The organism is Sphingomonas sp. NCPPB 2930 (assembly GCF_042867205.1).
GTDB lineage: Bacteria > Pseudomonadota > Alphaproteobacteria > Sphingomonadales > Sphingomonadaceae > Sphingomonas.
This window is the reverse complement of record NZ_JBHZQU010000006.1, coordinates 166,368-187,913: the sequence shown is the minus strand read 5'-3', so window position 1 is coordinate 187,913 and position 21,546 is coordinate 166,368. Positions and strand designations below refer to the sequence as shown.

Annotated in this window: 19 protein-coding genes; 7 read left to right on the top strand and 12 right to left on the bottom strand. The window is 66.7% G+C overall.

The features are described from left to right. The first annotated feature begins 297 nt into the window (after window positions 1-297). Together ACFX59_RS09660 and ACFX59_RS09655 are read left to right on the top strand one after the other, a co-directional pair. A complete protein-coding gene (locus tag ACFX59_RS09660) occupies window positions 298-585 on the top strand; it encodes a GNAT family N-acetyltransferase (protein WP_387431917.1) in 288 nt (95 codons plus the stop codon). Window positions 586-649: 64 nt separating this feature from the next. After that, window positions 650-1,183: a hypothetical protein gene (locus ACFX59_RS09655; RefSeq protein ID WP_387431914.1), complete on the top strand. Its 534-nt coding sequence runs from the start codon at window positions 650-652 to the stop codon at window positions 1,181-1,183. 13 nt (window positions 1,184-1,196) lie between these two features. Here the strand turns inward: ACFX59_RS09655 and ACFX59_RS09650 are convergent, their stop codons facing one another. After that, on the bottom strand, window positions 1,197-1,664 hold the full coding sequence (locus ACFX59_RS09650; RefSeq protein ID WP_307098104.1) for a Fur family transcriptional regulator: 468 nt from the start codon (window positions 1,662-1,664) through the stop codon (window positions 1,197-1,199). Window positions 1,665-1,789: 125 nt separating this feature from the next. Here ACFX59_RS09650 and ACFX59_RS09645 point away from each other — a divergent pair, with 125 nt between their 5' ends. The 3 genes from ACFX59_RS09645 to rpsI all read left to right on the top strand — a co-directional run bounded on the left by ACFX59_RS09645 (window position 1,790) and on the right by rpsI (window position 3,992). Continuing rightward, window positions 1,790-2,845, top strand: coding sequence for a COX15/CtaA family protein (locus tag ACFX59_RS09645; protein WP_387431911.1), 1,056 nt, complete (start codon window positions 1,790-1,792; stop codon window positions 2,843-2,845). Window positions 2,846-2,967: 122 nt separating this feature from the next. Continuing rightward, window positions 2,968-3,447, top strand: coding sequence for a 50S ribosomal protein L13 (rplM, locus tag ACFX59_RS09640; RefSeq protein ID WP_037568175.1), 480 nt, complete (start codon window positions 2,968-2,970; stop codon window positions 3,445-3,447). Then, window positions 3,447-3,992 (top strand): 30S ribosomal protein S9, encoded by a 546-nt coding sequence (gene rpsI / locus ACFX59_RS09635; RefSeq protein ID WP_309694698.1) that lies wholly within the window; start codon window positions 3,447-3,449, stop codon window positions 3,990-3,992. The genes rplM and rpsI overlap by 1 nt, the downstream gene beginning before the upstream one ends. A gap of 102 nt (window positions 3,993-4,094) precedes the next feature. Here rpsI and ACFX59_RS09630 read toward each other — a convergent pair whose 3' ends face one another. Continuing rightward, the gene (locus ACFX59_RS09630) at window positions 4,095-4,271 is read right to left on the bottom strand and encodes a hypothetical protein (protein WP_387431907.1); all 177 of its coding nucleotides are present in this window, start codon (window positions 4,269-4,271) and stop codon (window positions 4,095-4,097) included. A 94-nt stretch (window positions 4,272-4,365) separates the two neighbouring features. On the opposite strand from ACFX59_RS09630, the gene ACFX59_RS09625 reads away from it, so the two are divergent. Further along, window positions 4,366-5,256 carry a DMT family transporter gene (locus ACFX59_RS09625; RefSeq protein WP_387431904.1) on the top strand — a complete coding sequence of 297 codons (891 nt, stop codon included), beginning with the start codon at window positions 4,366-4,368 and terminating at the stop codon, window positions 5,254-5,256. Between the two features lie 8 nt (window positions 5,257-5,264). Here the strand turns inward: ACFX59_RS09625 and ACFX59_RS09620 are convergent, their stop codons facing one another. The 3 genes from ACFX59_RS09620 to modA are packed head-to-tail and all read right to left on the bottom strand — an operon-like array spanning window position 5,265 to window position 7,333. Then, window positions 5,265-5,870, bottom strand: coding sequence for an ATP-binding cassette domain-containing protein (locus ACFX59_RS09620; RefSeq protein WP_387431902.1), 606 nt, complete (start codon window positions 5,868-5,870; stop codon window positions 5,265-5,267). After that, the gene (gene modB / locus ACFX59_RS09615; protein ID WP_307104498.1) at window positions 5,860-6,549 is read right to left on the bottom strand and encodes a molybdate ABC transporter permease subunit; all 690 of its coding nucleotides are present in this window, start codon (window positions 6,547-6,549) and stop codon (window positions 5,860-5,862) included. Before modB ends, ACFX59_RS09620 begins: the two co-directional genes overlap by 11 nt. A gap of 7 nt (window positions 6,550-6,556) precedes the next feature. Beyond that, the gene (modA, locus tag ACFX59_RS09610; RefSeq protein WP_387431899.1) at window positions 6,557-7,333 is read right to left on the bottom strand and encodes a molybdate ABC transporter substrate-binding protein; all 777 of its coding nucleotides are present in this window, start codon (window positions 7,331-7,333) and stop codon (window positions 6,557-6,559) included. Between the two features lie 162 nt (window positions 7,334-7,495). On the opposite strand from modA, the gene ACFX59_RS09605 reads away from it, so the two are divergent. Further along, entirely contained in the window at window positions 7,496-10,906 is a 3,411-nt protein-coding gene (locus tag ACFX59_RS09605) for an autotransporter domain-containing protein (protein ID WP_387431896.1), read from the top strand. A gap of 728 nt (window positions 10,907-11,634) precedes the next feature. Here the strand turns inward: ACFX59_RS09605 and lepA are convergent. The 7 genes from lepA to ACFX59_RS09570 all read right to left on the bottom strand — a co-directional run bounded on the left by lepA (window position 11,635) and on the right by ACFX59_RS09570 (window position 21,491). Further along, entirely contained in the window at window positions 11,635-13,446 is a 1,812-nt protein-coding gene (gene lepA, locus ACFX59_RS09600) for a translation elongation factor 4 (RefSeq protein WP_387431894.1), read from the bottom strand. A 39-nt stretch (window positions 13,447-13,485) separates the two neighbouring features. Continuing rightward, window positions 13,486-14,013 carry an AAA family ATPase gene (locus ACFX59_RS09595; RefSeq protein WP_387431892.1) on the bottom strand — a complete coding sequence of 176 codons (528 nt, stop codon included), beginning with the start codon at window positions 14,011-14,013 and terminating at the stop codon, window positions 13,486-13,488. Continuing rightward, window positions 14,010-14,561, bottom strand: coding sequence for a nicotinamide riboside transporter PnuC (gene pnuC, locus ACFX59_RS09590; RefSeq protein ID WP_387431890.1), 552 nt, complete (start codon window positions 14,559-14,561; stop codon window positions 14,010-14,012). Before pnuC ends, ACFX59_RS09595 begins: the two co-directional genes overlap by 4 nt. Window positions 14,562-14,955: 394 nt before the next feature. Further along, window positions 14,956-16,449, bottom strand: coding sequence for a tryptophan halogenase family protein (locus tag ACFX59_RS09585; protein ID WP_387431888.1), 1,494 nt, complete (start codon window positions 16,447-16,449; stop codon window positions 14,956-14,958). Beyond that, entirely contained in the window at window positions 16,446-17,483 is a 1,038-nt protein-coding gene (locus ACFX59_RS09580) for a cupin-like domain-containing protein (protein ID WP_387431886.1), read from the bottom strand. The genes ACFX59_RS09585 and ACFX59_RS09580 overlap by 4 nt, the downstream gene beginning before the upstream one ends. Continuing rightward, entirely contained in the window at window positions 17,476-18,180 is a 705-nt protein-coding gene (locus tag ACFX59_RS09575) for a SapC family protein (protein ID WP_387431884.1), read from the bottom strand. The genes ACFX59_RS09580 and ACFX59_RS09575 overlap by 8 nt, the downstream gene beginning before the upstream one ends. 59 nt (window positions 18,181-18,239) lie before the next feature. Then, window positions 18,240-21,491 carry a TonB-dependent receptor gene (locus ACFX59_RS09570; RefSeq protein ID WP_387431882.1) on the bottom strand — a complete coding sequence of 1,084 codons (3,252 nt, stop codon included), beginning with the start codon at window positions 21,489-21,491 and terminating at the stop codon, window positions 18,240-18,242. Window positions 21,492-21,546: the final 55 nt, after the last annotated feature.

The following is a 21,546-nucleotide window of genomic DNA, read 5'->3' as shown; positions in this document are numbered from 1 at the left end:
CACCGGCTTATCGCAGCAAATCGGTGGTGTCGATTGCAACCGTCGGCCGGATCTTGATGGACGTCTGCGGTCATCGCGCCAGAAACGGGACATGTTTACCTTTCGCCGGGCCGAACCAAAGGACCTCGAACCCATTGCGGTCCTGATGGACCGCGCCATCGCAACGCTTCAGCACGGATTTCTTTCCCCGGCCGAAATTCGCGCCAGCCGCTCGGTCATGGGGCTCGACACGCAATTGGTCGCCGACGGCACCTATCTGCTGGCCGAATGCGAGGAGCGGCTGGCGGGATGTGGCGGATGGAGCCGCCGCGCGACGCCAAGCTGCTCGATCCGACGACCCAGCCCGCGCGTATCCGCGCGATGTACACCGACCCGGATTTCGTTCGTCGGGGCCTGGGTCGGGCGATCCTGGCGCGGTGCGAGGGGGCCGCGCGGGCGGCGGGCTTCCGCTCGGTGGAGATGATGGCGACGCTGGCCGGCGAACCGCTCTACCAGGCCTGCGGCTATGCGGCGATCGCGCCCGTCCGGTCCGCGCCGGTCGAGGGGGTCACGGTGCCGCTGATCCGCATGGGAAAATGGCTGTAATCCGCCGAGTCGCGGCCGATTCGACGCGCTGGACAAAAGGGGTACAAATGGGTAGCCGCCACGGATGGCAGCCTCCCTGTTTCTTCTCCTGGCGGTAATTCTGGCATTCGCCGGGGGAGGCGGGCCCTGGATCATGGTCGCGACGGTCGCGCTGGCGACGGCATCGGGCACGACCTTTCCCGATCTCGACAGCCCGTTGCGGCTCCAGCATCGCAGCGCGGTGGTGCACAGCGTGCTGCCGCTTTATATCGCGATGCTCGATCCCCGGACATGGCCGGTGGCGGCGGGGCTGGGTTTCGGGATCGGATTCCACCTGGCGGCCGATCTGTTTCCCACCACGATGCGCGGCTATGCCACCATCAAGATGCCGCTGCTGGGGTCGATCGGCGTGCTTCCGTCCTATCTGTGGATCGCGGTCCATGCGGGTACCAATCTGGTCGGCGGGGTCCTGATCCTGGAACGGATCGGCACGCGCCCGGCGACCACCTGCGCGCTGGCGGCGGCGGGGGTGCTGGGGGCGGCCTATCTGATGCGCACGCAGGGCGGGCTCTACGCGCTGGCGCTGCTGACCGGACTGGGCTGGCTGATGCTGCGCTGAGCAGCGAGCCGGATCAGTCCTTGGCGCAGTCCGCGCAGCGGCCGCGCACCTCGATCACCGGACGCTCGGGACGGAACCCCGCGCCGCGCGCCGCATCGCGCACCGCGCCGGTCAGGTGATCGTCGTCGATATGCATCGTCTGCCCGCATTTGTCGCACACCAGGAAGATGCAGTCGTGCAGGCAGTCGGGATGCGCATTGGCGACATAGGCGTTGGCGCTTTCCACCCGGCGGGCGAGATTGGCGCCGACGAACAGGTCGAGGATGCGATAGACGCTGTTCGCAGCGACCCGCCGCCCCTGCGCCTTCGACATGGCATCGGCGATGTCATAGGCGCTGGCGGGCTTTTCGAACCCGGCCAGTGCCTCGAACACGCTGGCGCGCATCGACGTCCATTGTTCGCCCGCGCGTTCCAGCGTGGCTTTCGCAGCGACGGCCAGATCGGCGCCTTCGGGTTCCTGATGTTGATGCGCATGCGCCATGGCGTTGATTTAGGTGGTGGCGACACGGGGAGCAAGGTCCGCCGTCATGCCGGTGCGCGCATCCTTTCGCAAACAGGGCATTCGGTCCACTATCCGCCGCCGCCGCCGCTTCCTATGATGGCATCATGTTGCAGCCGAGCCCCGCCTTCATGATCACCGCCCGCCCCCGCGCCATTGCCCGCTGGCTGTTCGCCGTGGCGGGGCTGATCGTGACGATGGTGATCGTGGGCGGCATCACCCGCCTGACCAATAGCGGGCTGTCGATCACCGAATGGAAGCCGATCACCGGCATCGTCCCCCCGCTGACCGAGGCGCAGTGGCAGGCGGAGTTCGCCAATTACAAGCGCATCCCCGAATATTGGACCTTCAACCGCGACATGACACTCGCCGGGTTCAAGGCGATCTTCTTCTGGGAATATCTGCACCGCGCGCTGGCTCGGGTGATCGGCATGGCCTTTGCCCTGCCACTGATCTGGTTCTGGGCGAGGAAGGCGATCCCGGCCGGGTACAAGCCGCGCCTGGTCGCGCTGCTGGCGCTGGGCGGCCTGCAGGGCGCGATCGGATGGTGGATGGTAGCGTCGGGCCTGGTCGAGCGGACCGATGTCAGCCATATCCGGTTGACCGTCCATCTGCTGACCGCACTGTTCATCCTGGCGGGGATCGTCTGGACCGCGCTCGATCTGGCGGCCCTCCATCGCAACCGGTTGGCGGCTCCGGCACGACTGACCGCGCTGGGCGCGGGCGCGCTCGTCCTGCTGTTCGTGCAGCTGATGTTCGGCGCGCTGACCGCCGGGCTGGATGCGGGCTATGCCTTTTCCAGCTGGCCGCTGATGGGCGATGCCTGGTTCCCCGCAGGCACGCCGATGATGACGCCCGCCATCGCCAACGCTTTCGACAATCCGGTCGTCGTCCAGTTCATCCATCGCTGGTTCGCCTTTGCGGCGGCGGCGATGCTCGTGCTGATGGCGGCGCGCGCGATCCGCGCCGGTGCCCTTCGCGCAGGCTGGCTGGTGATCGTGCTGGTCGTCGTACAGATCGGGCTGGGCATCGCCACGCTGCTGTCGGGTGTCCAGATCGACATCGCGGTGACGCACCAAGCCAATGCCGCGCTGCTGCTGATCGCCGCGACCGCCGCCGCGCACCGGCTGGGCAGCCACCCCGGCGTCCTCAAGGTATTATAATACCCGTCAGCAAAGCCGCGCTTTGCTTGACTTTTTGGGGCACCTCCAGCATTGGCCACTCGTCCGCGCCGCCCGAGACAAAGGGCGGCGTGTTGCATTTCAAACCGAAAGGTCTCACGCCCATGAAGGCGCTCATGAAGACCACCAAGGCGGCCAAGCCGCACGAGGTGGAGAAGAAGTGGCATATCGTCGACGCCGACGGCCTGGTTGTCGGCCGCGCCGCCACCATCATCGCGAACATCCTGCGCGGCAAGCACAAGCCGTCGTTCACCCCGCACGTCGATTGCGGTGACAATGTCATCGTCATCAACGCGGACAAGGTGCGCTTCACCGGCAACAAGCTGGGCCAGAAGGTGTACTATAAGCACACCGGTTACGCCGGTGGTATCAAGGGCATCACCGCCGCCAAGGTCCTGGAAGGCCGCTTCCCCGAGCGCGTCCTGGAAAAGGCCGTCGAGCGCATGATCCCCCGTGGTCCGCTGGGCCGCCAGCAGATGCGCAACCTGCGCATCTTCGCCGGCACCGAGCATCCGCACGCCGCGCAGAACCCCGAGGTGCTCGACATCGCGAGCATGAACCGCAAGAACAAGGTGGGCGCATAATGTCCGACAACCGCCAGTCGCTCGCCGATCTCGGCGCCACGCTGAACCAGCAGGCCGCCGCCGCTTCGGCGCAGCCCGCCGCCGTCGCCGGTGAAGCCCCCGCCGCTCCCGTCGAGCGCGTCAACACCACCCCGCTGCGTCAGCAGGAACTGGACAAGTTCGGCCGCGCCTATGCGACCGGCCGTCGTAAGGACGCCGTCGCTCGCGTCTGGCTGAAGCCGGGTTCGGGCAAGATCACGATCAACGGTCGTGACCAGGAAGTCTATTTCGCGCGTCCGACGCTGCGTCTCGTCATCAACCAGGTGTTCGGCATCACCGAACGCGAAGGTCAGTATGACGTCGTCTGCACCGTCAAGGGTGGCGGTCTGTCGGGCCAGGCCGGTGCGGTCAAGCACGGCATCAGCCAGGCGCTGACCAAGTACGAGCCGGTTCTGCGCGCTCCGGTCAAGGCCGCTGGCTTCCTGACCCGCGACAGCCGCGCCGTCGAGCGTAAGAAGTATGGCCGCGCGAAGGCGCGTCGCAGCTTCCAGTTCTCGAAGCGCTAATGGCGACTGCCCTGGATGGCCCATGCCATCCGGGGACTTGCCAAGGCACGAAGGGGCGGTCCGGCAACGGGCCGCCCTTTTGGCATTCCGGTCAGGTGATTCTCACCGCGACGGCCGCGCCTTGATCAGCGCCACGATCGGGACGACACAGGCCAGGATCGCCAGGCCGAGGCCCGCCAGTGCCGCCCAGATACCGATGGCGACGCCACCATAATAGCCGCCGATCACGAAGCCGAGCAGCGGCAGGATGATCAGCGACAGGCATCCGATAACCATCATGATGCCCATCAACGACATCGCCCCCGCCCGCGTTCCGCGCGGGCCGGGCGACAAACCCCTTCGCAGGCGCAACATGACGGCGTAGGAGCGGCTCATGGCCAACCTGCTCTGGATCCCCGCCACCATCGCCGCCTCGGTCTTCCAGGTCGGCCGCAACGCGCTGCAACGCGGCGTCATGTCCTCTTCCGGGCCCTGGGGTGCGACGCTGGTGCGTTTCCTGTTCGGGCTGCCCTTCTCGTTGCTGTTCGTCGCGGTGGCGCATAGCGTGATGCCGGGCGTCGACCTGCATTGGGGCGGTGCCTTCTGGCTGTCGGCCACGGTCGGGGCCGCGTCGCAGGTGCTGGCGACCGCCGCGCTGCTCGCCGCCATGGACCGCGCCGGGTTCGCGGTGGGCACCGCGCTCCAGCAAAGCTCCTTGCCGCTCGCCGCGCTGCTCGGCCTGATCGTCTATCATGACCGGATCAGCGGCATTGCCTGGGCCGGGGTAGCGATCACGACCGCCGGGCTGGTCGCTCTGTCCTGGCCCGCGCCCGACCAGCGGCGCGGGTCGCTGATCGGAGCGGCGCTGGGCCTGGCCTCGGGGCTGTTCTTCGGCTTCTCGCTCAACGCCTTTCGCCATGCCGCGCTGGCGCTCGACCCGGTGCATCCGATCTTCGCCGCGCTGGTGTGCGTCGCTGTGGTGCAGGCGATGCAGACGGTCGCACTCGGCCTCTATCTGGCGTGGCGCGATCCGGCGGTGCTGGCGGAGGTGCTGCGCCGCTGGCGGCCCTCGTTGGGCGCGGGGCTGTGCGGGGCCTGCGCCTCGGCGGGATGGTTCGTTGCGCTGGCCCTGTCCCCGGCGGCCCCGGTCCGCGCGCTGGGCATCATCGAAGCGCCGATCGCCGCCATGGCCGGACATCGCCTGTTCCGGGAGACGCTGAAACTGCGTCAGATCCTGGCGGGCATCGCGATCGTCGGCGGCGTGGTGCTGACCACCCTGTTCTGACGCGGACGCTATAGCCGGACGATGGCGGTGGCGATGCGCTCGGCCTCGTCCGGGTCGTGCGTCACCATCAGGATCGGGATGCCGGTCGTGTCCCGCACCGCTACCAGCGCATCCAGTATCTCGCCCCGCCGCCCCCGGTCGAGCGAGGAGAGCGGCTCGTCGAGCAGCAGGACGCGTGGCCCGCTGAGCAGCGCGCGCCCGATCGCCACGCGCCGCGCCTCGCCGCCCGACAGGGTGCGCGGCCAGCGATCGAGCAGATGCCCGATGCCCAGCATCGCGACCACCCCGTCCCGGTCGCCGCCCGCCTGCCGCATGCCGTAGCGCAGATTGGCCCCTACGCGCATGTGCGGGAAAAGCCGGGGCTCCTGAAAGACATAGCCGATCCGTCGCTGCTCGGGCGGCACGTCGATCCGCGCCGCGCCGTCGAACAGCGTCTCGCCATCGACGCGGACATGGCCGCTTTCGGGCCGCAACAGCCCGGCCACCATCTGCAGGATGCTGGTCTTGCCGACCCCCGATGGCCCGAACAACACGGTCGCGCCGGGCCCGGTGGCGAAGCGCGCCGCGATGAGGCTCTCGCCGCGCCGGACCGAGACGTCGATATCAAAGGACATGCAGCCCCCGGCCCATCCGCCGCGCCAGCCATTCGGACGCGATCAGCGCGACCAGCGACAGCGCGACCGACACCCCCGCCAGACGCCAGACCATCGCCTCGCCATCGGGCCGTTGCAGCGCGGAGTAGATGGCGAGCGGCAGCGTCGCGGTCTCGCCGGGCACGTTGGAGACGAAGGTGATGGTGGCGCCGAACTCGCCGATCGACCGCGCAAAGCCCAGCACCAGCCCCGCCAGCACGCCCGGCGCGCACAGCGGCAGGGTGATGGTCGCGAAGACCCGCCACCGCCCTGCCCCCAGCGTCCGCGCGGCCTGTTCTAGCCGGGGATCGACCGCCTCGATCGACAGGCGGATGGCACGCACCACCAGCGGCAGCGCCATCACCCCGGCCGCGATCGCCGCGCCGGTCCAGCGGAACAGCACGCTGACCCCGAACCACGCCGCCAGCCGCGACCCGATCGGCCCGGCGGGGCCGAAAGCCAGCAGCAGCACCCAGCCCGTCACCACCGGCGGCACCACCAGCGGCAGGTGCACGATCCCGTCGAGCAGCACCCGCCCCGGAAACCGCCCCCGCGCCAGCGCCCAGGCGATGACGAAGGCGACCGGCACCGTGACCAGCATCGCCGATCCCCCGACCAGCAGCGACAGCCGGACGATCCCCCATTCCTCAGCCGACAGCATCATGCCGTCATCGCGTCGAAAAGCCGTAGCGTCGGAAGATTGCCTTGCCCTCGGCCGACAGAAGGAAGCGCCGGAACCCCTCGGCCTGCCGATTGGTCGAGGATTTCAGCCGTGCGAGCGGATAGGTGATGGGCGGATGGCTGGCCGCCGGGAACATCCCCGCCACGCGGACGCGCGGTGCCGCCCTGGCATCGGTGGCATAGACGATGCCATAGGGGACCGCGCCACGCTCCACGAGCGCCAGCGCGGCACGGACATTCTCGGCACGGACGACATGCGGGGCCACCATGGACCAGGCTCCTAGCCGCTCCAGCGCGGCCTTGCCATATTTGCCCGCAGGCACGCTGTCGGTGTCCGCCATGGCAAGCGGCCCGGCCGACAGCGTCCGGCCGAGCGTGCGCGCCGTCACATGACCGCCCTGCCCGGCCGGGGCGATCACCACCAGCCGATTGCCCAGAAAGGCGCTCCGGGTCCGCGCGGCGAGCAGGCCGCCGCGTTCCAGCACGTCCATCCATTCCTCGTCGGCGGAGGCGAACAGGTCGGCCTTGCCCCCCGCCTGGACCTGCCGCGCCAGCGCCGAGGAGGCCGCGAAGGAGATGACGGGACGGACATGCCCCCGCCTGGCCCAGGCATCGGCGGCGGCGGTCATCGACTCCTGAAGACTGGCGGCCGCCAGTATCAACGGCGCGCGTTCCTGGGCCGCAGCGGGCCCCGCGCCCAATGACGCAATGAACGGCAAGACTTTGCACGCTACCAGAAGCAGCTTCTTTCGTCGGCTCGACATGTTCTTTCCTTGGTTATGTTGGCGCGGCAATTACGCGTCGGTCTTGACAACAAAATGTTTGAATTTCAGACATTTGTCATTGTATCGCGCCATCTTCCCGAATAACTCCGTTATCGGAGCGGCGTAAGGACGACGCCGGACTACAGGGGAATGATAATGATGATGCAGGGACTCACTCTGCCCGCCACAGACCGGCTTCGCCGTGCGCTGATGACTTCGAGCGCGCTGCTGGCGCTGCCCGCCGCCGCACAGGCGCAAGCCGCGACCGAGACACCGCGCCCGCAGATCGCGCAGGACTATGCCAGCGCCGCCAACGCGATCGAGGCCGTACCGGGCCTGCGCGTCACCGACGAACCGCAGATCGTCATCTCCCAGCCGGGCACCGCGACCAGCGCGATCGACAATGCCGGGGGCGTCAACGGGGTCGGACAAATGTTCGTCTCCGCAGGTGGTGGCAGCCTCAGCCTGTGCACCGGCACGCTGATCAACCCGCGCACCGTCATCTTCGCCGCGCATTGCGTCAACACCCGCGCCGCCGCCGATTACGGCACCGCACGCGGCGGCACCCCGATCTCGTTCGGGTTCAAGACCGACAATCTGACCGGCGTGCGCGAATGGCTGCTCGACACGCTGGGCGGTCGCGCCAATCCCGACCAGTTCAAGACCAAGGCCGCCAACGCGCTCTACAATGTCAATCAGGTCAGCTGGAATCCCGCGTCGCAGCGGACCGGCTTCCTCGAAGGCGACGTGGCGCTCGCCACGCTCGATACGCCTGCGACCGGCATCCCGACCTGGGCGCTGCTGTTCTCCGCCCTGCCCGCGCCCGCGTCGATCAGCAATGACAGCGGCACCGGCTATCACGTGACCGTCACCGGCTATGGCCGCAGCGGCGTCGGCAACCAGGGCGACACCAACGGCATCGATTTCCGCCGTCGTGTCGCGGAAAACTATATCGGCATGCTGGGCTCGCTCGACGACCGCAATCTGTGGCTGTTCGGCCAGGGCGCGAACCTGCCGCAAAATCTCTATCAGATCGACTTCGACGATCCCCGCCGCGGCACGTCCTCGGCCAGCCGGTTCGACTTCAACCTGTTCCGCGACAAGGCGCTGCCCAATGAGGGCACAACGGCGGGCGGCGATTCGGGCGGCCCGCTGATCCTCGATCGCACCTTTGCGCGGCAGGTCGTGATCGGCGTGCTGTCGGGCGGCAGCCGCTTCTACAATGCGCAGGCTTCGTCCAGCTACGGCACCTCGTCCTTCTACCAACCGCTCTACCTCTTCTGGGACTATATCGCCGCCAACAACCCCTATCGCTATGCCGCCGCCAAGGCCGGCGACGGCGCCTGGGAGGATGGCACGCACTGGGTGACGACGACCGACCCGGCCTATCAGATCATCCAGAACGGCCAGCTGACGAATGGCGTTCCCACCTCGCCCGGCCTCGGTCTCGCGAACGATCCGACCAACAAGTTCGGCGACATTTGTGACGGCGTCGAATGCTATAATGTCAAGACCGGCGCGGTCACGCGACAGGATGGCGACGGCACCGAACAGACCGGCGCGGGCGAGGCCAATGCCGCAGGCAAGGCCATCCTGACCGAGACCAGCCGGACCGCCACCGACGAAGCCCAGGCCTCGGGCAGCGCGATGGCGGCGGCGCTTCCCGCCGCGACCATCGCCAACGGCCTGCCGGGCGCGACCAATTTCGTGCCGAACAATGTCGACCCCAGCCGGACGGTCGCGGCGCGCTATTACGACGTCACCCTGTCGGCGGCGGGCAATACGACGCTGAGCTCCTCGGCGACGGTCGACCGCTTCACACTGAACGGGTCGGAGGCGCGGCTGACCGTGGCGAGCGGCGGCACCCTGTCCACGGTGGCCGAGTTCAACCATCTGGCAGGCATGGTCGCCAATAGCGGCACGATCAATGCGGGCGGCGACTATCTGATGCTCGCGGGCGGCCTGCAGGGTACGGGGCGGATCAACACCCGCTTCTTCACCAGCGTGTCGGGCATGATCGCGCCGGGCACCACGGGCACGATCGGCACGCTGACCTTCGGCGGCAACGTCATCCTGGCCTCGGGCACGCAGTTGCTGATCGATGTCGGGCCGGGCGGCACGTCGGACAAGATCGCCGTCGTCGCCAACAATGGCAGCGGCGGGCAGCTGAACGTGGGCGGATCGGTCGGCTTCGCACCGGTCAGCGGGCAGGTGATCCGCGCGGGCGACGTCTATACCATCGCCACCGCGACCGGCGGGATCAGCGGGCAGTTCAACAGCCCCGCCGCGCTCAGCGCCATCCTGACCCCGACGCTGGCCTATTCGGCCAATGCGATCACCGCGCGGATCGTCGCGGGCTCCTATGCCAATGTCGTCAACGCCACGCCGTACCAGACCGCCTATGCCCGGCTGCTCGACCAGAATCGCAGCAACCAGGCCAATCTCCCGAGCCTGTACGGCACGCTCGACCTAGCCTCGGCCGCGTCGATCCGCACCTCGTTGGAGGGGCTGGCCCCCTCGACCGAGGCGCTGAAGCGCGCGCAGGGCACGATGGCGCTCGACAACACGGCACGCTTCTATCGCGAGCATCTGGCCACTTTGTCCCCGCGCGAGGGGCTGGGCGGCACGCTGACCATGGTCGGCCAGCCGGTCCAGGTCGCCAGCCTCGGGCTCAGCAACCTGGCGGGCACCCAGGCGCAGATGGCGACCGACAGCGGCGGCGTGTCGATGCGCGAAAATGTGCTGCCCGAAAATGTCGCGGTGTTCCTGGCGGGCGGCTATCTCGACGGCCGGTCCCGCGCCCTGCCGCAGACGACCACGTCGAACGTCCGCGACCGGTTCGACGGCTTCTATATCGCCACCGGCATCGAGACCGAGGTGGACGAGGCGAGCATCATCGGCTTCGGCTTTTCCTACACCAAGACGACCGGCAACACCTCGTTCGGGCAATATGCGCGCGGCGACCTGTATCAGGGTACGCTGTACGGCAAGACCGAGCTGGGCGGCGTCTCGCTGGACAGCCAGTTCAGCGCGGGCGTGTTCCAGGCGCGGACGCAGCGTAACGTCTCGCTGGCGGGGGTCGCCTATGACCTGCGGTCGCGCGACAATGCGCTTGCGCTGTCGAGCGAGGTCGGGCTGGCCAAGACCTATAGCTTCGGCGGCCTGAAGATCGGCCCGCGTATCGCCGCGCGGGTCAGCCATCTGGGCTTCACCCCCACGGCCGAGACGGGCGGCGGCCCCGCCCTGCGTTATGATCGCCAGGATTATAACAGCGTGCAGGGGCGTGCCGGGTTGATGCTCAGCTCGGACGGGCCGTTCCGCCCCTATGCCTCGGCCTATTATGTCCACGACTTCCAGGATCGGCCGGGCGTGTTCGGTGCGAATTTCGCGGGCGGCATCGGCCCCTCCGCGCTGTTCGCACTGCCGGGCCAAGACAAGAACTGGGGCGAGGCGAGCCTGGGCGTGTCCTATGTCGCGGGCCGGGTCCAGCTGTCGCTGGGCGCCGACACGACCTTCGAGCGCCGGGACGTCGAGAACCAGTCCTATCGCGGCACGATCAAGATCGCGTTCTGATACACTGAAGGGCGGCCGCTTTACTCCTTGGGCGGCCGCCCCGCTTGTACTGCACGTTTTTCCGAAAGCCCATTGGCGGACTGCCGTCCGCCATGCGATGGATCGGTGTTCTCGATCGGTGTTCTCGGGGGGATTGTCGTGATGCTTGCGGCTTTAATGTCGGCGATCGCTTTGGCTACACCGTCTGCGGATGTCGCCGTGAAGCCGTGTTCGCTTCGGCGGCTAACAGGCTGTGATACGGTCAACCCCCTATCTTGGCGTCCGGACTTCCAGCAGGCATTGGCTCAGTTTTTGGGGATAGATGGCCACAAGCGCATCAGCCTACTCTACCATAGTGGCCGCCTGATCGATCAAGTCGAAGCCGTTCTGGGCGGACCGCCCGACGCCCGCCGGGATTTACCGGATGGCAGCCACCTCTTCACCGCCTGCCGCGTTCATTCCTGCGATGAAAAGGGTGCGATCCTACTCGGTCCACAAGGTGAGATACATGCGATTGCTGTCATAAGCTATCACTGCGGCAGGGGTCCCAAGCCGTGCGAGAGCCTACCTCAACTCGACCTGTTCGTACGGGACCGCAAGGCGGCCGATGGAGCACAAAGGCATCTGTCCCAATGGGCTCACGCGGTCGTCCCTAAGGATTTCGCCGCCATGCCGATGACGGTGCATGAGCTACCGACCCGGCCGGGCGCTCGGCTTTAAACAGCCACGCGTCCGGCCGGTCCGGGTTCTTACGCCTCGTCGCCCATGCGCAGCGCGGCGATGAACGCTTCCTGCGGGATGCTGACCGAGCCGTACTCGCGCATCTTCGCCTTACCCTTTTTCTGCTTTTCCAAAAGCTTGCGCTTGCGCGTTGCGTCGCCGCCATAGCATTTGGCGGTCACGTCCTTGCGCATCGCGCTGATCGTCTCGCGCGCGATCACCTTGCCACCGATCGCCGCCTGGATCGGGATTTTGAACAGGTGGCGTGGGATCAGTTCCTTCAGCCGCTCGCACATGCCGCGTCCGCGCGTTTCGGCAGTGCCGCGGTGGACGATCATCGACAGCGCGTCGACCGGCTCTTCATTGACCAGGATCGACATCTTGACGAGGTCGCCGTCGCGATAGCCGATCTGGTGATAGTCGAAGCTGGCATAGCCCTTCGACAACGACTTCAGCCGGTCGTAGAAATCGAACACGACCTCGTTGAGCGGCAATTCGTAGGTCGCCTGCGCGCGGCCGCCGACATAGGTCAGGTTCTTCTGAATGCCGCGCCGGTCCTGGCACAGCTTCAGGATCGAACCCAGATATTCGTCGGGGACGTAGATGGTCGCCTCGATCCACGGCTCGCTGATCGACTCGATCTTGTTGGGATCGGGCATGTCGGCCGGATTGTGCAGATCGATCTGCCCGCCGCCATGCGTCAGCTCGATCTGATAGACCACCGATGGCGCGGTGGTGATCAGGTCGAGATCATATTCGCGCGTCAGCCGTTCTTGGATGATCTCCAGATGGAGCAGCCCCAGGAAGCCGCAGCGGAAGCCGAAGCCCAGCGCGGCGGACGTCTCCATCTCGAAGCTGAACGAGGCGTCGTTCAGCCGCAGCTTGCTGATCGACTCGCGCAGCTTCTCGAAGTCGTTGGCGTCGACCGGGAACAGGCCGCAGAACACGACCGGCTGGACTTCCTTGAAGCCCGGCAGCGCCTGTTCGGTCGGCTTCTTGGCGTCGGTCAGCGTGTCGCCGACGCGCGCCTGCGCCACGTCCTTGATCTGCGCGGTGATGAAGCCGATTTCGCCGACGCCCAGCTCGGTCAGCTGCTCGATCTTGGGGCGGAAACAGCCGACGCGGTCGATCAGATGGGTGGTGCCCGCCTGCATGAACTTGATCTGCTGCCCCTTTTTCAGCGTGCCTTCCATCACGCGGACCAGGATGACGACGCCCAGATAGGGGTCGTACCAGCTGTCGACCAGCATCGCCTTCAGCGGCGCGGCCGCGTCGCCCTTGGGCGCGGGGATGTTCTTGACGATCGCTTCCAGGATGTCGCCGATGCCGATGCCCGACTTGGCGCTGGCCAGCACCGCGCCCGAGGCGTCGATGCCGATCACATCCTCGATCTCCGCGCGGACCTTTTCGGGTTCGGCGGCGGGCAGGTCGATCTTGTTGATGACGGGCACGATCTCATGGTCATGCTCGATCGACTGATAGACGTTGGCCAGCGTCTGCGCCTCGACACCCTGGGCGGCGTCGACGACCAGCAGCGCGCCTTCGCACGCCGCGAGGCTTCGGCTGACCTCATAGGCGAAGTCGACATGGCCCGGCGTGTCCATCAGGTTCAGCGTATAGGTCTCGCCGTCCTGCGCCTTGTACGCCAGGCGCACGGTCTGCGCCTTGATGGTGATGCCGCGTTCCTTCTCGATCTCCATATTGTCGAGAACCTGTTCGCTCATCTCGCGGTCGGTCAGGCCGCCGGTGAACTGGATCAGGCGATCGGCGAGCGTCGACTTGCCATGGTCGATATGCGCGATGATGGAGAAGTTGCGGATCTTGTCGAGCGGCGTGGACACGGGGGGAATGGTTTCCTGAAAAGCTATTCGATGACGCCGTTAGCAAAGATGCGGGCGGATGCCAAAGTGCTCTAGCGCGGCGATGCAATTTGCATAGCGGCTTTCGCCCTGCCCCTCGATCAACCGGTACGCCACGCCGCGCCGATCCAGCTCCGCGCGCGACAGGTCGAAGAAGCGTTGCCGCGCCGCGCGCGTACCGAACAGGCGGGTGCCGTCCTCGATCCAGGGCAGATCGGGGGCGAAGAGAAGATAGACGTCGGACAGCCGGTTCCACGTCGCGAACCAGGGATCGCGCGCGGCGAACAGCATGTCGGCCCAGACGGCGGTCATCAGCGGATCGGTATCGGTCACGACCGGCCATGGCCCCTCCGCCATCGCCCGGACCAGCCGGGCATCATGCCCCTGTCCGATCGCCACCAGATCGGCCATGGTGAAGTCGGTGCCATGCGCCTCGGCATAGTCGCGGCCATATTCGCCCAGATAGCATCCGCCCAATGCCCGAGCCAGGCGCGGGCCGACGGTCGACTTGCCGGTGCTTTCGGGCCCATGCAGGCAGATGCTCGTCACGCCCGCCCCCGCCATTCGCGATAGCCCCACAGGCTCAGCCCCAGAAAGATGACATAGAGGATGGCGGTCAGCGTCAGCCCCTTCACCGCATAGAGCGCGATGGAGGAGAGATCTACGACGATCCAGAGGATCCAGTTCTCCAGCCGCCGCCGCGCCAGCAATATCTGCGCCGCGACGCTGGCAACGGCATTGGAGGCATCCCAGAAGGGCATCGCCGCATCGGTCCAGCGCGCCATCGCGGCCCCCCAACCGAGCGAGGCGATCGCGATCCCCGCCAGCCATATGCCACGCGCGCGGAAGGACAGCGTCTCCACCCTCACCTCGCCCGCCTGCGCGACGCTGCGCCGCCAGACGATCCAGCCATAAAGGTTGAGCGCGAAGAAGAAGAGCTGCAACGCGGCGTCGCTGTACAGCCGCTCCCGCCAGAACAGCAGCGCATAGAGCGATACCATCACCAGCGCGACGGGATAGTTCCACAGGCTGCGCCGCACGACGAGCGCGACGTTCGCGACCCCGAGGACGAAGGCGATGGACTCAAGCCAGGTCATCGGACCGGGACAGGCCGGACCATCGCCAGCGGCGAATGTCCCTCGCCAGGAAGACCGGCGCTCGCCGACGGCTGCGAGCCGGAAGCGTCCTTCCCATTCCTCATAGCGGATCGGCCCGAAGTCGAAGGGTTACCATAGTGGGATCGCCCGATAGGCCAGCGGCACGCATTCGCGATAGTCCCAATCGACCGCCGCGAGATCATGGCCGGAAGCCCAACCTCGTGCATCGCACAACTCAGGATTGTTTCGGCTCTGTCGATCAGTTCCGGGTCGACGGCACCGCCGTCAATCTCGCCGGTCGGGCTGCGACATTCAACGGGAAGCCCTTCGAAAAAGCCGGGTAGAACGGAATATGATCGGGCGTAGCTCTCGCCGCCTTATTCCCGACATGCCATCAAGCCGTCGCCTCGCAATACCCCTTGAGAAACGCAAGATGATCCGGGATCGGCTGCAACTGCCGTGAAAGCTGTTGATCCAGTCCGTCGAACGAATCCTTCAGCGCCTGACGGCTCAGCATTCCGGGAATGCGGTGATGGGCTTTCGGGACAAGTCCCTGCCCCAGCATCACCGAAACCCAGGAATCGATCTTGAACAGATCGTCCTGCCCCTGCCACGCCCCCGCGCTTTCGGCGAACAATGCGATCCGTTCCGCGAGGGTCTCGGGGACGCGCATCGTCGAGCAGCGCTGCCAGAAAGGCGAGTCCGTCCGCTCCGTCTGCGCGTAATGCAGGATGATGAAGTCGCGGATATGCTCCCATTCGTGACGCGACTGGGCATTGAACCGCGTCCGCAGCGCCGCGCTGTCCTGGCCCTGAAAGGGAAAGCCCTGGATCAGGCGCATCACCGCGATCATGACCAGGTGGATGCTGGTCGACTCCAGCGGCTCGATGAACCCCGCCGCAAGCCCCAGCGCCACGCAGTTGCGGCTCCAGGCGCGACGACGCATCCCGGCGCGGAATTGCAGGGCGCGGGGCTCGGACAGCGTCATACCCTCGATCCCCGCCATCAGGGTGGCGGTCGCCTCGTCCTCGCTCATATGGGCCGAGGCATAGACCAGGCCATTGCCCACCCGCGTCTGGAGCGGGATGCGCCAGCGCCAGCCCGCCCGGTGCGCGATGGCGCGGGTATAGGGGACCGGAGCCGCGACGGCCTCGGTCTGGACCGCGATCGCCCGGTCGCAGGCCAGCCATTCGCTCCAGTCCTCGAAACCCGTCTCCAGCGCCCCCTCGATCAGCAGCGCGCGAAAGCCGGTGCAGTCGAGGAACAGGTCCCCCTCGATCCGGTCGCCCGATACCAGATGGAGCGCGGCGATGTCCCCGCCCTCGCCGTGGCGCTCGACGCTGGCGATGCGGCCCTCGACCCGGCGCACCCCGGCCGGTTCGGCGATCCCGCGCAGGAAGCGGGCATAGGCGGTGGCATCGAGATGATAGGCATAGGCCAGGGTCCCGGCCTCGTCCCGTCCGAAACGGCCCGCCGCCGCCGCCCGCGCCTCGAGCGAATAGTCGGTATAGGCGCCGCCGAACCCGTGACGCCGCGCCTCCAGCCAGAAATGCTGGAAATCGGCGATCGCCACGGATCGCCCCACGGTTCCGAAAGGGTGGAAATAGCGGTCGCCGACCCGGCCCCAATTCTCGAACCCGATGCCCAGCTTGAAGGTCGCCTGGGTGGCGCGCATGAACGCCGCCTCGTCGATGCCGAGAAAGGCATGGAAGCCGCGCGCAGTGGGAATGGTGGACTCGCCCACTCCGACGGTGCCGATCTCGTCGGATTCGACCAGGACGACTTGGACGAGCGGCCCCAATTGCCGCACGAGCGCAGTGGCGGCCAGCCACCCGGCGGTCCCACCCCCTGCGATGACGACCCGCGTCGGCGGACAGGGATCGCTCATCGGTTCAGCCTTTGCAGAAGATAGGCGCGAAGCCGCCGCGCCATCGCCTCGTCGAGCGGCGCGAGCGGGCCGTGCGACGCCGGGGGCAGATGCGCGACGACCGCTTCGGGATCGCCAAAGACATAATGGTCGAAGATCGCGCACCAGGCCCGCTTTTCCGCCGCCGGCCGATCGCGCAGCGACAGCATGGCGTGCATCACCGTATCCATAGGCGTGTCGAGATAGGCGGGCGCGGTGTTCCACCAGTAATTGACGAGGACGTTGAACGTCTCCAGCGCCTCGACATGGTGCCACCACAGCGCCGGATAGACCAGCAGGTCGCCGGGTTCGAGTTCCGCCACCACGGCCTCGGCCATCGCGTCGCCAAAGCGGGGATAGCGATCGAGGTCGGGCCGGGCGAAGTCGACCATGCTGACGACCTGCCCGCCCGGCGTCGGGGCCAGCGGTCCGGGATAGAGGTTGGCGATCTGGTCGGGCGGAAACAGGGTGAAGCGACGTCGACCGACCGCGCAGATCGCCGCATTGTTCGCCATGTCGTAATGCGCCGAGGCGATGGTGCGATTGCCGATCCAGATACTGGCCAGCGGCGGATGGCGGGCGAACAGCCCATCCGACGGCACAAGGTCGTTCTCGTCGCGAAAACCGGGCAGATAGGCGTCGAGATCGGTCGACCCCATATAGTGCGCGGGCGCCTCCCCTTCCCCGTCCGCCCCGTCGAGCAACCGCGCCAGCAGATCGCGCAGCGGCAGCGTCTGGCTCTTGAAGTTCAGCGCGGTGGCCGTCTCGTCATAATGGAAACGCCCCCGGATCGCCGCCTCGCCGACATAGCCGGTCACCGGCCGTCCGCGATCGAAGCGAAGGAGATAGTCGGCGGCCGCATGCCCGGAAATCCGCCCCGCGCGGACCAGCGGCCAGTCGGCAGCATAGCCCCGCAGGATGACCGGCTCGTCCCGCTGGACCAGCGCGGCGAGATCGGGGGGTAGCGTGCCGGTCATCTCGCGGGCATGACGCGGGGCGGGCAGGCGATCAGCCATGCGCATCGCCGACCAGCTTGCGATCGATCAGATGGCGCAGATTGCCCAGCGAGGACACGATCCAGAATGCCGGGCGTAGATAATCCCGTGCATGAAGCTCGCCAAGCGCCCCGCCCTCCAGCGCCGCCAGCCGCGCGCTATCGATCGTCAGGCAGTCCGGCACCTTGTATCGCCGCCCCTCGTCCAGATCGAGTTGCAGCACGGCGGGCGTCAGCAGGTCGAGCGCCGCCCAGGCCTCGTACATGGCCTGCTCGGTCTGCACGCCCTCATAAATGCGTTGCAGCATGACCGAGACATGGTCGAGCAGCGGCGCGTTGCCGCCATGTTCGCGAAAGACGGGCATGCCATCCGTGGTCAGTCGCGGATGCTCGGGATCGAGGAAGATCATCGGCTCGCCGGCGGGGTCGTGACCGATCGAAAACGGCCCGCGCGCACGGGTCGCGGGAATGTAGCGGGCGTCCCAGCGATCGCCCTTCAGGAACAGGTTCTCATCCGGGTCCAGGCCCAGAAGGATGGTCGCATACAGCGCACCCGCCTCGTCCCGGCGCAGCAATATCGCGTATTCGCGCTGAAGCTCCTCGAACTCGGCGGGGAATACGCGGGTCTGGTTGATGGCGTCGCCGAAGCGCGCATGATGACCCATCGCGACGCGAAGGTCGCGATGGTCGATATTGTTGAGCAGGACAGGTGCGGCCATGATCGCCCCATGTACCCGGAAGACCGCGGAGGGGACAGCGGCCTTCCGGGTTTCCGAAATCAGAAGCGATACCGCGCGCCGACCAGATAGCGTGCCGAACCTTCGGCCAGATACCAGGTGTTCATGCGGTCGCGACCATAGGTCTGCACGCCTTCTTCGGTCAGGTTGATCGCCTCGAAGCCGAGCGCGAAGCGCGGCGTCAGGTCGAAGCTCATGGACAGGTCGAGCTGGCCATAGGGTGCGGTGAAGACCGGATTGCGGTCGCCGCCACGGTTGATGTCGCTCAGGAACTTGTCGCGCCAGTTGTACGACAGGCGCATCGATATGCCGTTCTTGTCGTAGATCAGCGTGGCATTGGCGGTATCCGACAGGCCGACCAGCGCGAAGGTGTTCACGGTGGGGTCCGCCGCGATATCGATGCCGATATTGCCCCGGACGAGCGTATAGCTGGCCGCGATGCCGAAGCCGGTTTCACCCAGGAAATACTGACCCGCCAGCTCGACGCCATAGATATGCGCGTCGCGATTGTTGATCGGCGTGTTGACCGCGAAATTGAACAACGGGTCGCTGGCATTGGGGCTGATGTCGACCTGGCTCAGGATCGAATCGACGAAGCCCTGGTTCAGCGCGCGGCTCTGCGTGTTGTAATTCGCCGCGAACTGCGCGTTCGCCGCCGCCACATTGCCCGCATTCTGTTGCAGCAGGGCGGTATAGGTGAACAGGTTGACGTCGGTGATGTCGGCGCCGAACGTGTTGGTCAGCTGCTCGCGCGCCGTGCCCGAGCGCGTGCCGGCCTGCCCCGAGGTCGCGTCGCGCAGCCCGAACAGGTTGCGGTTCACCACCGTGTTGCCGATGAAATTATGCACCCGCTTGTCGAAGAACCCCGCCGACAGGAAGACGTCCTTGCGCGGATACCATTCGACCGACACGTCGATATTGTCCGAAGACAGCGGCAGCAGGCCGGTATTGTTGGCCGAACCCGTCGCAATGCCGCCGATCGCGGTCGGCCGTCCCGGCGCGCCGACGCCCGTCGAGGCGAAGAGGTTGCCGTACGGCGCCCGCGAGATCGTCTTGCTGTAGGACGCGCGCGCGAACAGATTGTCCATCACCTCGATCTTGGCGTCCACGGCGGGCAGCCAGTTGTTGTACGATCCCCGCGCCGTGATCGCCTGGCGATCGGTGCTGTTCTGGAGCACGAAGTCATTGTCCGCGGTCCACACGATCGCCAGCGGCACCGGCTGCAACGACACGGCGTGCACCTTGGTATTCTCATAACGCAGGCCGGCCACGATCTGGGCGTTGCGGCCGAACACCTGCCCGTTCCAGCTGCCCTGGAGATAGCCGGACCAGATATTCTCGCGCACCGAATTGTCGCTGTTCGCGTCGATATTGTTGCGGTGGTCGACGCCGTCGTTCGTCACGCCGGAATAATAGTTGAACAGCGTGTTGTAGAGCTTCGTCGCATCCTGGGTGCGGAAGGCGATCTGGGTGTTCGGGTCGGCGTTCGGATTGTTATGCTCGAACTTGCAGGTATTGCAGAACTGGAAAACCTGCCCCGGTGCCAGCCGCGCGATGTCGGGCGGCAGCGAGTTGCCCCAGTCGCCCAGCACCTGGCGCGTGTTGAACTGGGTCTGGCGGGTCGTCGTGGTGCGGTAATCGACGCCAGCGTCTAGCCGGATCTGATCGGTGAAGTCCCAGGCGGCATCGGCACGCAGCTCGCGGATCCGCTGCGTCTGGTTCGACGCGAACTGGCGCTGCACCGCGCTCGCCAGATCGCCGACGTCCAGCACGCCGTTATTATTGCCCTTGATGAAGGGCTGGCCGGTCGGGGTCGTGCTCTGGGTGCCGTCGTTGATCGCCAGCGTCTGCTGCGGGAAGCCGTTCTCGGTCCAGCGCAGCGTGTGGCCGGTCACGACCGGCGCGTTGATCGCGACGGTGGTCGAGGTCTGGCCGTTGGGATTGTCGGGCAGGCTCTGCGCCTCGCCGATATGGCCGTCGACCGACAGGGTGAACCGATCGCTCGGCTTCCATTCGATGTTGCCGCCGACATCGTACAGCCGGTTCTTCTGCGCGCGATACGCCTGTTCGAAGGCCGCGTCCTTCACGCCGTTGATCGTCTCGGCCAAGAACTGGGTGGTGGCGACGCCGTTGCTGGCGTCGTCGAACGTCACCTCGCTGAACGGCCGGTTGAACCAGTTGGACTGGCTCGAGCGGCGCTCCGACTGGCGCAGCTGGGCATAGAGACCATCGGCGGTGAAGGTCAGCGTGTCGGTCGGGCGGAATTGCAGGATCGCCTGGCCGTTGATCCGCTCGCGGCTGGCCTCCGAGAAGTGATAGCGGAAGTCGTTGGGCACCGATACCAGCGGGTTGCCCGTCGGGCGGTTGTTGATCTTGGTCGCGCCGTTGACGAAGCCGTTGGCCGGGTTGAGGAAGTCGTTGAGCGAGCGGATATTCCAATTGTCCGGTGCGACGCTCGCAAAGCTGAAATTGCGCTTCTGGTAGCTGCCGAACAGCGACACGCCGACGCGCTTCTCGCTGTCGGACCAGCTGACCGTTCCCGACGCCTCGGGCGTGACGCGCGCGCCGCAGTCGATGCAGTCGGCCGAGCTGTTGTCATAGCTGCCCTTGACGCCCAGCGACCCGACCAGCCCGGTATCGGCATTGTCGAGCGGGCGGCGACTGACCACGTTGACCGTCGCGCCGATACCGCCCGACGGGATCGCGGCGCGGCCCGTCTTGTAGACCTCCAGCGTCTTCACCCCTTCCGAGGCGAGGTTCGAGAAGTCGAACGAGCGCCCGAAGCCGCCCGCACCGTCGCCGCCCTGGTCGCCGCCGACCGCGACGATGTTGGACGTCGCCAGCTGGCGGCCGTTGAGCGTGACGAGATTATATTGCGCGCCGAAACCACGCACCGTGACGGTCGAGCCTTCGCCGTTGCGCCGGTCGATCGACACGCCGGTGATACGCTGAAGCGATTCCGCCAGGTTGGTATTGGCGAACTTGCCGATATCCTCCGCGCTGATCGCATCGACGACGCCGTTGGAGTCGCGCTTGATCGCGATCGACCGCTCCAGCGAGGCGCGGACGCCGGTAACGACGATGTCGCTCGAATTGGTTTCGGGCTGGGGATTGGTGGGGCTTGCCTCGCCCGGCGGCGGCGTCTGGCTGCCGGTATCGGCCTGGGGCGTGCCTTGTTGCGGATCGGCCGGTGCCGTCTGCGCCTGCCCCTGGGAGGCCAGCAGCAATCCCGCCGTCAGCCCCAGAACCGATGTCGAGCGCACGAGCACGCGCGCAAGCGTCTTCCCCTTCATGTCACCTCTCCCTTTGCGACCTTCACGGACCGCGTTTCACCGATCGCGTCGGCGT